Here is a 12478-nt window from a genome sequence, read left to right as displayed (position 1 = left end):
GATATAGATACAGAATTTCAAAGATTGGAGGGGACTTTTTGCAGGAACCAAATGACTCATCTACACAAGAATTAAAAAAGTTTTGGAACTATTTCACTTCAAAAATCAAAAAGGAAATAACTTCTACTAGTTATTCAACCTGGGTTGAAAGTGCAAAACCACTATATATTGATGGCAACGATATTCATATTTCAGTTCAATCAGAATTACACAAAGATTATTGGGAACGTAATTATGTAAAAAATATTGCGATCGATTCTTACCAATATAATGGAACTGAATTGAATCCTATCATCGAAACTGAAGAAGATAGGAAAGAATCAGAAAATTCGTCTGAGCCTGCTCCTCAGAATGATAGTGATAGCAACAATACTGATTCATCTTCGCATTTATTTGAAAATACACATTTGAATCCAAAATATACTTTTGACACATTTATTGTTGGTGGTGCCAATAATATGGCTCATGCTGCTGCCGTCGCTGCTGCAGGTGAACCTGGTCAAATTTATAATCCGCTATTTATTTATGGTGGTGTAGGTCTTGGTAAGACCCATCTAATGCAAGCCATTGGACACGAGATGTTAAAGAATAATCCAAAAGCCCGTGTTAAATACGTGACCAGTGAAACTTTCACTAATGACCTGGTTGTTTCGATTGGATCAGGATCTCAGGATGCATTCCGTGAAGAATATCGAAGCTGTGATTTGCTATTAATTGATGATGTTCAATTTTTCGCAGATAAACGTGGAACTCAAGAAGAGTTTTTCCACACATTTAATCGTCTTCACGAAAATAATAAACAAATCGTCTTAACTTCAGACCGTCTTCCAAATGAAATTCCCAAGTTACAAGAACGTCTAGTTTCTCGTTTCAAATGGGGTTTATCTGTTGATATAACAGCACCTGACTTGGAAACTCGTATCGCAATTTTACGCAACAAGGCCAAGGCAGAACATCTAGAAATTCCAAACGATACTTTGTCTTACATTGCTGAGCAAATTAGTACTAACGTCCGTGAACTAGAGGGCGCCTTACTAAGAGTTCAGGCATACTCAACTATGAGAAACGCTGATATAAACAAGGCTTTGGCTGCTGATGCACTAAAAGCTTTGAAATTGTCTAAGGCAAAAGGTGGTTTAACTGTCACCACTATTCAAAATAAAGTTGCAAAATACTACCATGTTTCAATTGCTGACTTAAAAGGTAAGAAACGTGTTAAGACTATTGTTTTACCGCGTCAAATCGCTATGTACTTATCTAGAGAATTGACAGATCGTTCACTTCCACAAATTGGAATGGAGTTCGGTGGTAAGGACCATACGACAGTAATGCACTCGTGTGATAAAATAGGTGAATTAACCGCAAAAAATGATGACGTCAAACAAGCAGTCGAAGAATTGCGTGACGAATTGAAAAATTAGATTGTGTATAACTTTGAGTTAATGACAGAGTTATCCACAGCTGTTAATAACATCATTTTTTCAACTGTCACATGGCGCCAACGTAGTTTTCCACAGAATTAACAGGTTCTACTACTACTTCTATCTATATATTAATTAATTAAAAGGGGAAGTTAGATAATGAAATTCTCAATTGACCGTACCAAATTCATTAATCAGACTAATAATGTTCAACGAGCTATTTCAAGTAAGACGACAATTCCTATACTTACAGGTATGAAATTAGATCTTGCTGAAAATGGTTTAACAATCACAGGTAGTAATTCAGATATCTCAATTACTTCATTCATTTCTAAAGAAGATGCAGACAACGATTTAACAATCGAGAGTCTAGGATCAATCGTTCTACCAGCTAAATTTTTTAACGAAATTATTAAAAAGCTACCTGGGGATAACTTTAACTTAGAAGTCTTGGACAACAACCAGACTTTAATTACATCTGGAGTTTCTGAATTTACTATTAATGGATTAGACGCTAATAACTATCCACACTTACCTGAAGTTGCTACAGAAAACCAATTGATTTTCCCAACTGATTTGTTCAAAGAAGTTGTTAATCAAACAGTTATTGCTGTATCAAATCAAGAAAGTCGTCCAGTGCTTACTGGTGTTAACTTCATTATTAACGCCGATGGATTAACATCTGTTGCTACTGATAGTCACCGTTTGGCTCAAAGAAAAATTGATATCACTAGTGATGAAGAATACAACTTGATCATTCCTGGTAAGAGTTTGACTGAATTAGTTAGAACTATCAGTGATTCAGTTAAAGAAATCTCAATGTCAATTTCTGAAAACCAAGTTCTATTCAATTTTGACAACGTTATGTTCTATTCACGTTTGTTAGACGGTAGATATCCAGAAACTGATCGCCTAATTCCTGATGACTCAAGTACTACTTTGACTTTTGATTCATCAAATCTACTTTCTTCAGTTGAACGTGCTTCACTTCTTTCACACGAAAGTAGAAATAATGTTATCAAGTTAGTAATTAAAGCTGCTGACAATAAAGCAACTCTATTCGGAAATTCACCTGAAGTTGGTACTGTTGAAGAAGCACTCGACTTTAAAACCCTTGAAGGTGAAGATTTAGATATTTCATTTAATCCAGATTATTTGAAAGATGCACTTCGTTCATTTGGTGGAAACACTGAAGTTGAGATCAGTTTTACATCTGCTCTTCATCCATTTACCATTAGACCAATGGAAAACAAGGACACCTTTGTTCAATTAATTACTCCAGTTCGTACATTTTAAAAATATCCACATGTGGATAACTTTTTTAAGCGAAATACAACGTCACATTGTAAAAAAGACAGAAACCGTCAGGTTCCTGTCTTTTTTCTTGACCAAATGAAATTTTAATGCTGTATTTTTTGTTCTGCGTGTTTTTTAGGCTTTTTTAATATCCCAGTACTGAGATAGTTGAAAATCGCTCCTAGAGCCCAAAATATGCCTTCAAGTTGTTTTTTAGTTTAAAAACATCTATAATATAGAATATGTCATTAATGGATAAATCTAATAAAAAGGGTGTTAAAAATGTCGCAAAAAATCGCAATTGAGACCGAATTTATTACTGTTGGACAGTTTTTGAAGGAAGTCGGTATTATCGGTACTGGTGGACAAGCAAAATGGTACTTACAAGAAAATTCGATCACTGTAAACGGCGAGCCTGAAAATCGTCGAGGAAAGAAACTTCACAAGGGCGATACTATCGTTGCTGAAAGTCAGACTTTTGAAATCGAATAGCATTACTTGTTCGTAAAAGAACTTGAGCTTCAGAATTATCGCAATTATGAATCTTTAAAGATTGATTTTTCGCCTAATATTAATGTTTTTTTGGGACGTAATGCACAAGGCAAGACGAATTTATTAGAAGCTATGTATTTTTTAGCTTTGACCAGAAGCCATAGAACATCCAATGACAAGGATTTAATTAGATGGGGAAGTGATTTTGCTAGAATTTCAGGTACGGTTATCAAAGATAATTCTAGTCGATTGAAGATGAATTTGGTCATCAGCAAGTCCGGTAAGAAAGCTAAGTTGAATAACTTAGAGCAACGCAAGTTGTCTAGTTATATAGGTAATTTGAACGTTGTTTTGTTCTCACCAGAGGATTTGTCGATCGTCAAAGGTAATCCGAATGTAAGACGGAAATTTGTTGATATGGAATTTGGACAAATTTCGGCACAGTATCTAAAGACGGTTAGCCAATTTAGATCTGTTTTAAAACAAAGAAATGTTTATCTGAAAAAATTACAACATCGCGAGACTAAGGATTTAGTCTATTTAGATGTTTTATCTGATCAGCTTGCAGCTTATTGTGCAGAGGTAACTGAAACACGTTTAACTTTTCTGCAGCGGCTGCAAGTTTTTATTCAGAAAATTCATGCAAACATTACTGATAACCAAGAAGTTTTGCAGCTTCACTACAGTAGTTTTTTTAACGTGGAAGGTAAAAGTGTAGAGGAAATCTACAACCTATATAAGGATACTTTCAAAAAGAACTATCGCAAAGAAATTCATCGTGGTGTCACTCTTTTTGGCCCACACAGGGATGATATTAAATTCTTAGTTAATGATAAAAATGTTCAAGACTTCGGATCTCAGGGACAGCAACGTTCAGTTGCATTGAGTCTGAAGTTGGCTGAGGTTGAGTTAATCAAAGAAGAAGTAGGGGATTATCCAATTTTGTTGTTGGATGATGTTTTATCAGAGCTGGACGAAAAACGACAAACTCAACTGTTGTCGTCAATCGGTTCAGAAATCCAAACTTTCATTACTACGACATCTATTGATGATGTTGATCAAACTTTGATTAAAGATCCTAATGTTTTAACGATTATTGACGGAAAAATCAAACAGGAGGAAATTTAATGGCTGAAAACAGCAGAAAAGAAGAACTAGAAGCAAAAGAAGAAAAAGCTGAAGAATATGATGCCAGTCAAATCCAAGTTTTAGAGGGACTCGAAGCTGTTCGTAAGAGACCTGGTATGTATATTGGATCTACTAGTGCACAAGGACTTCACCATCTTGTTTGGGAAATTATCGATAATGGTATTGATGAGGCACTTGCCGGATTCGCTACAAAAATCGATGTAACTGTTGAACCTGACAATTCCATCACAGTTTTTGATGACGGACGTGGTATCCCTGTTGATATTCAAAAGAAGACTGGTAAGCCAGCTCTTGAAACTGTTTATACAATCCTTCACGCCGGTGGTAAATTCGGCGGTGGCGGATACAAAGTTTCTGGTGGACTTCACGGTGTTGGTGCTTCTGTAGTTAACGCCTTGAGTAGTTCACTTGAAGTTGTTGTTACCCGTGCCGGTAAGAAATATGGCATCGAGTTTGAAAAAGGTAAAGTTAAGAATCCAATGCATGATGCTGGTACTGCTCCAGAATTCGAGCATGGTACCTTAGTTCATTTCGTTCCGGATCCTGATATTTTTACCGAAACAACTGTCTATGACGACAAGACTTTGGTTACAAGAATCCGTGAACTAGCTTTCTTGAACAAAGGCTTGAAGCTTACATTTACTGACAAACGTAAAGATACCGCTGAAAAACTTGTTTTCCACTATGAAGGTGGTATTAAGAGTTACGTTGAATACCTCGACAAGGGTAAGGATGTCTTATTTGACGAGCCTATTTACCTTGAAGGTATGCAAAATGATATTACCGTTGAAGTTGCCTTGCAATATATCGACGAATATCACACTAACTTGATGACTTTTGCCAATAACATTCACACCTATGAAGGTGGTACTCACGAAGTTGGATTTAAGACTGCGTTGACACGTGTTATTAACGACTATGCTCACAAGAACAAGCTTATGAAGGAAAATGAAAAACTTTCCGGTGAAGATGTTCGTGAAGGGATGACTGCTGTTGTTTCAGTTAAGCATCCAGATCCACAATTCGAAGGTCAGACTAAGACTAAATTAGGTAACTCTGACGCAAGAACTGCGACTGATCGTTTATTCAGTGAACACTTCATGAAGTTTATGATGGAAAATCCTGGCGTTGCCAAGAAGATCATCGAAAAAGGTACTTTAGCAACTAAAGCTAGACTTGCTGCTAAACGTGCTCGTGAAGTTACCAGAAAACAAAATGGTCTTGAAATCAGTAATTTGCCTGGTAAATTAGCTGATAATTCAAGTAAAGATCCAGAAATTTCAGAATTATTTATCGTCGAGGGTGATTCTGCCGGTGGTTCTGCTAAGACTGGTAGATCTCGTTTAACACAAGCAATCCTACCTATTAGAGGTAAGATTTTGAATGTTGAAAAAGCCACAATGGATAAAATTTTAGCTAATGAAGAAATCAGAACTTTGTTCACAGCGATGGGAACTGGTTTTGGTGAAGAATTCGATATTTCTAAAGCACGTTATCATAAAGTTATTATTATGACCGATGCCGATGTCGATGGTGCACACATTCGTACCCTTCTATTGACACTACTTTATCGATACATGAGACCAATTGTTGATGCAGGCTATGTTTATATCGCCAAGCCACCTTTGTATCAAGTTCGCCAAGGTAAGATTATGAAATACCTTGATACTGATAAAGAAAAAGATGAATTTATTTCTCAACTTCCAGCAAAACCAGAACCAAAGATTCAACGTTACAAGGGTCTTGGTGAAATGGATGCTGAACAACTCTGGGAAACAACTATGGATCCAGAAAAGAGAAGATTAGATCGTGTTCGACTCGATGATGCAGTCGAAGCTAGCGAAATCTTTTCAATGTTAATGGGTGACAAGGTTGCTCCAAGAAGAGAATTCATTGAAGACAATGCTCGTTATGCCGAGGTTGACTATTAAGGGGAGGGGACTAATTTAAATGGACGATAGAAGAATTTCAGACGTTAACTTAACGGAAGTCATGAAAAGATCCTTCGTTGATTACGCTGCCAGTGTTATCGTATCTCGTGCTCTTCCAGATGTACGTGATGGTTTAAAGCCAGTTCACCGTCGTATTTTATACGGTATGAATGAACTTGGTGTTACACCTGATAAGCCATACAAAAAGAGTGCTCGTGCTGTCGGGGATATCATGGGTAAGTATCACCCCCATGGTGACTCATCTATTTACGAAGCAATGGTAAGAATGGCTCAGGACTTTAGTTATCGCTATCCATTGGTTGATGGACACGGAAACTTTGGTTCTATTGATGGTGATCCACCTGCTGCTATGCGTTATACCGAAGCTCGTATGAGTAAGATGGCCGTTGAAATGTTGCGAGACATCAACAAAGACACTGTTGATCTTGTAGCTAACTACGATGGTGAAGAAAAAGAACCAATGGTCCTACCTGCCAGATTCCCTAACTTACTAGTTAATGGAGCAACTGGTATTGCCGTTGGTATGACAACCAATATTCCATCACATAACTTGAAAGAAGTTATTGATGCATTACATATTTTGATGAGAAATAAGGATGCTGAACTTCCAGAATTGATGAAAGTTTTGCCTGGACCTGATTTTGCCACTGGTGGTATTATCATGGGTCGCTCAGGTATCAGACGTGCATATGAAACAGGTAAGGGTACCATTACCTTACGTGCGAAAGTTGATATTGTTGATAAGAAGAATGGTGCGGAACAAATTATTGTTACTGAACTACCTTATATGGTCAACAAAGCTACTTTAGTTGAAAGAATTGCTGAACTTGCTCGTGACAAGAAAATTGAAGGTATTACTGACCTCAATGATGAATCTGACCGTGAAGGTATGAGAATCGTTATTGATATCCGTCGTGATATGTCAGCTTCAGTTATCTTGAATAATCTTTACAAGTTGACACAGTTACAAATTTCATATGGTATCAACATGGTTGCAATCGTTGGCAAGACTCCAAAAGTTCTTTCATTAAAACAAGTCCTTTTGGAATACTTGAAGCATCAAGAAATAGTTATTCGTAGAAGAACAGAATACGATTTAAAACGTGCTGAAGCTCGTGCTCATATTCTCGAGGGATTGAGAATTGCTTTGGATCACATCGATGAGATAATTAAGATCATCCGTGGTTCACAAACTTCAGTTATTGCTAAACAAACATTAATGGATAGCTTCAAACTATCTGACAAACAATCACAAGCTATCTTGGATATGCGTCTTGTTCGTTTGACAGGTTTGGAACGTGAAAAAGTCGAAGCCGAATATCAAGAGTTAGTTGCAAAAATTGCTGATTACAAAGATATTTTGGCTAAGCCAGAACGTATCGATAAAATCATTTATGATGAATTATTAGATATCCAAGAAAAATTTGGTGATCCCCGTCGTACTGAAATTCGTGCGAGTGAAATTACTAATATCGAAGATGAAGATCTCATCGAAGAAGAAAATATCTTGATTGTTCTAACTCATAATGGATACATCAAGCGTCTTTCTGCCGATGAATTTAGAGTTCAAAACCGTGGTGGACGTGGTATTCAAGGTATGGGTGTTCATGATGATGACTTCATTGAACAACTAATCTATGCCTCAACACATGACCGTCTATTGTTCTTTACTAATACTGGTAAAGTTTATAGAACAAAAGGTTACGAGGTTCCTGAATATGGTCGTACTGCCAAAGGTATTCCAGTTATAAACTTATTAAACATTGAAAAAGGTGAGAAGATTCAAACCATTATCAATGTCGGTAGGGATGTCGATCGTGATAACTCCTTCCTATTCTTTGTTACAAAATATGGAACAGTTAAGAGAACGGCAGTTAATGACTTCGCCAATATCAGACATTCAGGTCTGCGTGCAATTGCATTGAGGGATGAAGATGAGCTTAACAACGTCTTTATGACAGACGGTAGCAAAGTTATCTTTATCGGAACACATAAGGGTTACGCCGTAACCTTTAGTGAGACTGATGTTCGTCCAATGGGAAGAACTGCATCTGGTGTTCGTGGTATCAAATTGCGTGAAGAAGATTACGTAGTTGGTTCATCAATTCTTTCATCAGATCAAGAAGTCTTAACGATTTCCGAAAATGGTTATGGTAAGAGAACTGCAGCAACTGAATATCCAGTTAAAGGTCGTGGTGGTAAAGGTATCAAGACTGCCAACGTTACTGAAAAGAACGGACCTATCGCCGGTGTTGCAGCTGTTAGTGGGGATGAAGATATCATGCTTGTTACTAACACAGGTGTCATGATCAGATTTGATGTAGAAAATGTTTCTCAAACTGGTCGTGCAACTCTTGGTGTTAGATTAATCAAGGTTGATGACAAAGCATTCGTTTCAACTATGGCATTAATTGCTCACGAAGATGAAGAGGAAGTCGATGAAGAATCTGCCGATGCTCCTGAAACTCCATCATCTGACGACAGCGCAAATACTGAAGATGGAACTAATAATGAAGAAACACAAGATTCAACAGACTCATCTGAAACTGCTCCAGACGAAGATGACTCAGACAATAATGATTCAGGCTCAGACAATCCTGAAGAATAAAAAATAAATAAATCGTTTCTGCGTAATTTGATAGTGTATCGGTTCGGATACACGTCAGGCAGAAACGATTTTTTATTTACGAAAATTCAACTAGAAATAAGGGAGGATGTATGATACACTCATAAACTGTGAGTATAAAATTAAGTTAATTTATATTCCTTGTCCTTTAACTAGGACCATTAGACCATAAGGAGGTGCACAGTCATGGCAGAAACACGCTACGAAATTACATATATCATTAAGCCTGATATCGAAGAAGAGGCTAAGAAGACTCTTATTGATCGTTACGACAAGATCCTTACAGATAACGGTGCAAAGATTATTGATTCCAAAGACTGGGAAAAGAAACGTTTAGCATATGAAATTGCTAACTATAAAGAAGGTATTTACCATATTGTCAACGCAACAACAGACGACGATACAGCTTTAGGTGAATTTGACCGTCTTTCAAAGATTGATGACAACGTTTTACGTCATATGATTATCAAACGTGAAGACTAATTTGTTTCACGTGAAACATTTTAAGGAGGCAGACATATGATTAATCGAGTAGTTTTAGTCGGACGCCTGACACGTGATCCCGAACTTAGATACACTGCCAACGGAGCAGCGGTCGCATCATTTACCGTTGCTGTTAACAGACAGTTCACTAACGCTCAAGGTGAACGCGAAGCTGACTTCATTAACTGTGTTATTTGGAGAAAAGCTGCTGAAAACTTTTCTAACTTCACTCATAAAGGTTCATTAGTTGGCGTTGATGGTCGTGTGCAAACACGTTCATATGAAAACCAACAAGGTAACCGTGTTTATGTTACTGAAGTTGTTGTAGAAAACTTCTCACTTCTCGAATCTAGATCCGAAAGTGATAGAAGAGCTGCAAATGAAAATGCAAATGGTGGCAATCAAAGCAACCAAGGTTCAGCTCCAAGTCAACCAAATAATAGCCAGTCTCCATTTAGCAATAATGCTAATAATCAAACAAATAATAATCAAAGTAACAATCCTAGTACCAATTCAACTGGTACCAATAATAATCAGAATTCTGGAAATAACATGAGTGATCCATTTGCAGATAATGGCAAACAAATTGATATTTCAGATGATGATTTACCATTTTAATCTAGTAAGAAGGGAGAACTTACAATGGCCCAACAAAGAAGAGGCGGACGTAGAAGACGTAAAGTTGACTTCATCGCTGCTAATCACATCGAATACATCGATTACAAAGACACAGACTTGTTGAAGAGATTTATCTCTGAACGTGGTAAGATTTTACCAAGACGTGTTACAGGTACAAGTGCAAAGAACCAAAGAAGACTAACTATTGCTATTAAGAGAGCAAGAATTATGGCTCTTCTACCATTCGTTGCAGAAGACTAATTAAAAAGACCACATTGAGTGGTCTTTTTTTATTGGACTTTTTCATATTAACTTATTAATATATGTCAGCCATTAAAAACTAATAAACAGTGAGGTACAGGCCTAGCTGTGATAAAATTAGGAGGTATATTAAAAGGGGTATTGATATGAAAAATATAAAATCTAACCTTCGATATTTCCTTTCGAGAGTTGATCATTCAACACAACTCACTGCCGCGTCGCTGGTAGTTATGTTGATCTCAATTTTTATTGTTGGAATTATTCATGGTCATGTTAGTGGTTATATCCAAGGGCTACTAGTAGTGATCTCCTTAATACTATTCGTATACTTATTTCTACTTCTTGGGGAAAAAGCTGGTAAATATACTACTGATTTGCAATACCGAATCGACCGAGGTACTGACAATAGCTTTGTTGAATATCCATTAGGTATCTTGCTTTATGATGCTGACAGACAAGTTCAATGGGTTAATCCTTATTTCGTCGAGAAAACCGGATTAGAACCTATCTATAGTATGAACATTGCTGACATTTCTCCAGAGCTACTTTCATTTGTCACTACTGATGAAGAAGAGGACTCTGAACATGGTAGTAGTAAGACCATCAAGATTGGACATAAGTATTACTTAGTACAAGTCCAACGAGAGTTACGTGTGATTTACTTATTCGAAATCACTCAATACTCTGAAATGGAAAATCGTTATGAAAATAATAGATCGGTTATTGGACAAGTTTATTTAGATAACTACGCTGAAATAACTCAATCAATGAGTGACCGTGATATTTCTAATTTGGACAACTACGTTACTAATGAATTAACTAACTGGGCTACACGTGGAAAAATGTTTTTGAAGCGAATTGATGATGACCATTTCTTCATCGTTGCATACTCAGGTAAATTGTTTGATTCAGAAGAACATGGTTTCAAAGTTCTCGATACCATTCGAGAATATACATCACAACAAAACGTACCATTAACATTGAGTATGGGATTCTCATATGGTGTTGATGATTTATCAGTTTTAAGTGATGAAGCACAAAAGAACCTTAACTTAGCACTTGGTCGTGGTGGTGACCAAGTTGTTGTACGTGGAATTGGCGAGAAAGCTCGTTTCTATGGTGGTAATACTGATCCAATGGAAAAGAGAACTAGAGTCCGTGCACGTATGATTAGTGAAGCACTACAAGAGCTTTTGAAAGATAGCGACCAAGTTATAGTTATGGGTCACAATCACCCTGACATGGATGTTATTGGCTCCTCATTGGGTATTCGTAGAATAGCTGCAATGAATAACACTCCATGTAAAATTGTTGTTGATCGTAAATCACTTCACACCGATGTCGCTCGTTTGATCGACATAATTAAAAAGGAAGATCCTGAAGCTGACAAAGATATTATTTCATCTGATGAATCCAATAACATTGTCACGAAGAATACTCTAATAGTTATGGTCGATCACTCGAAACAAAGCATCTCAATCAACCCTAAGATTTTTGACCAAAGCAGTGAGAAAATCGTGGTTATTGATCACCATAGACGTGGTGAAGAATTCCCAGAGAATCCTATGCTGATTTATATCGAACCATACGCATCATCTACTAGTGAATTGATTACAGAGATGCTCGAGTATCAACCTAAGAATAAGAAGTCTATTGATAAAATCGAGGCTACAGCAATGTTGGCTGGTATTACCGTCGATACTAAATCCTTCTCACTTAGAACTGGTACAAGAACATTCGATGCTGCCAGTTACTTGAGATCAGTTGGTGCCGATGAAACTTTGATCCAAGAAATTCTCAAGGAAAACATCAATTCATTTATTGAGCGAAATCATTTGATTGAAACCATTACGATGGTAGGAGATAATATGGCTGTTTGTTTCGGCGAAGAAGATAAGACTTATGATCCAGTTATAGTTGCTCAAGCTGCCGATACATTGCTATCATTAAATGGTGTTGAAGCTTCATATGTAATTAGTAAGCGTCCTGACGGTCGAGTTGGTATTTCTGCCCGTAGTTTGGGTAAAATCAATGTACAAGTCATTATGGAGAAGATGGGTGGCGGTGGTCACTTGTCTGATGCTGCTACACAAATTTCCGATGCTACAGTTGCTGAAGCTAAGGACCAATTAGTTGAAGTGCTAACAGATACTATGAATAATAAATAAACGGAGGTTGTC

10 protein-coding genes are annotated in these 12478 nt (G+C 37.0%); all 10 read left to right on the top strand.

Features of this window, described 5'->3' with window-relative positions; all coding sequences use genetic code 11:
• The first annotated feature begins 38 nt into the window (after positions 1-38).
• The 10 genes from dnaA (at position 39) to ABM34_RS08935 (ending at position 12466) form a co-directional block, all read left to right on the top strand.
• Positions 39-1421 carry a chromosomal replication initiator protein DnaA gene (gene dnaA / locus ABM34_RS08980; protein ID WP_083988293.1) on the top strand — a complete coding sequence of 461 codons (1383 nt, stop codon included), beginning with the start codon at positions 39-41 and terminating at the stop codon, positions 1419-1421.
• Between the two features lie 159 nt (positions 1422-1580).
• A complete protein-coding gene (gene dnaN / locus ABM34_RS08975) occupies positions 1581-2717 on the top strand; it encodes a DNA polymerase III subunit beta (RefSeq protein ID WP_048705140.1) in 1137 nt (378 codons plus the stop codon).
• Between the two features lie 282 nt (positions 2718-2999).
• A complete protein-coding gene (gene yaaA, locus ABM34_RS08970) occupies positions 3000-3209 on the top strand; it encodes a S4 domain-containing protein YaaA (protein WP_048705138.1) in 210 nt (69 codons plus the stop codon).
• Positions 3210-3215: 6 nt separating this feature from the next.
• Positions 3216-4337 (top strand): DNA replication/repair protein RecF, encoded by a 1122-nt coding sequence (gene recF, locus ABM34_RS08965; protein ID WP_048705136.1) that lies wholly within the window; start codon positions 3216-3218, stop codon positions 4335-4337.
• Positions 4337-6289: a DNA topoisomerase (ATP-hydrolyzing) subunit B gene (gene gyrB / locus ABM34_RS08960; RefSeq protein ID WP_048705135.1), complete on the top strand. Its 1953-nt coding sequence runs from the start codon at positions 4337-4339 to the stop codon at positions 6287-6289. The genes recF and gyrB overlap by 1 nt, the downstream gene beginning before the upstream one ends.
• A gap of 19 nt (positions 6290-6308) precedes the next feature.
• Positions 6309-8918, top strand: coding sequence for a DNA gyrase subunit A (gene gyrA, locus ABM34_RS08955; protein ID WP_048705133.1), 2610 nt, complete (start codon positions 6309-6311; stop codon positions 8916-8918).
• 204 nt (positions 8919-9122) lie between these two features.
• A complete protein-coding gene (rpsF, locus tag ABM34_RS08950; protein WP_048705131.1) occupies positions 9123-9419 on the top strand; it encodes a 30S ribosomal protein S6 in 297 nt (98 codons plus the stop codon).
• Between the two features lie 36 nt (positions 9420-9455).
• Positions 9456-10037, top strand: a complete 582-nt coding sequence (gene ssb, locus ABM34_RS08945) for a single-stranded DNA-binding protein (RefSeq protein ID WP_048705130.1) — start codon at positions 9456-9458, stop codon at positions 10035-10037.
• A gap of 24 nt (positions 10038-10061) precedes the next feature.
• The gene (gene rpsR, locus ABM34_RS08940) at positions 10062-10298 is read left to right on the top strand and encodes a 30S ribosomal protein S18 (protein ID WP_010625570.1); all 237 of its coding nucleotides are present in this window, start codon (positions 10062-10064) and stop codon (positions 10296-10298) included.
• A gap of 146 nt (positions 10299-10444) precedes the next feature.
• On the top strand, positions 10445-12466 hold the full coding sequence (locus tag ABM34_RS08935) for a DHH family phosphoesterase (RefSeq protein WP_048705127.1): 2022 nt from the start codon (positions 10445-10447) through the stop codon (positions 12464-12466).
• The last annotated feature ends 12 nt before the right edge of the window (positions 12467-12478 follow it).

Origin of the sequence: Companilactobacillus ginsenosidimutans, from assembly GCF_001050475.1 — a bacterium.
In the GTDB taxonomy this organism is placed as follows: domain Bacteria; phylum Bacillota; class Bacilli; order Lactobacillales; family Lactobacillaceae; genus Companilactobacillus; species Companilactobacillus ginsenosidimutans.
This window is presented reverse-complemented; position numbering and strand designations above follow the sequence as displayed.

Excerpts from the sequence above, each read along its gene's own strand:
- dnaN (WP_048705140.1), top strand. The coding sequence starts at position 1,581 with ATGAAATTCTCAATTGACCGTACCAAATTCATTAATCAGACTAATAAT.
- yaaA (WP_048705138.1), top strand. The coding sequence starts at position 3,000 with ATGTCGCAAAAAATCGCAATTGAGACCGAATTTATTACTGTTGGACAG.
- gyrB (WP_048705135.1), top strand. The coding sequence starts at position 4,337 with ATGGCTGAAAACAGCAGAAAAGAAGAACTAGAAGCAAAAGAAGAAAAA.
- gyrA (WP_048705133.1), top strand. The coding sequence starts at position 6,309 with ATGGACGATAGAAGAATTTCAGACGTTAACTTAACGGAAGTCATGAAA.
- rpsF (WP_048705131.1), top strand. The coding sequence starts at position 9,123 with ATGGCAGAAACACGCTACGAAATTACATATATCATTAAGCCTGATATC.
- ssb (WP_048705130.1), top strand. The coding sequence starts at position 9,456 with ATGATTAATCGAGTAGTTTTAGTCGGACGCCTGACACGTGATCCCGAA.
- rpsR (WP_010625570.1), top strand. The coding sequence starts at position 10,062 with ATGGCCCAACAAAGAAGAGGCGGACGTAGAAGACGTAAAGTTGACTTC.
- ABM34_RS08935 (WP_048705127.1), top strand. The coding sequence starts at position 10,445 with ATGAAAAATATAAAATCTAACCTTCGATATTTCCTTTCGAGAGTTGAT.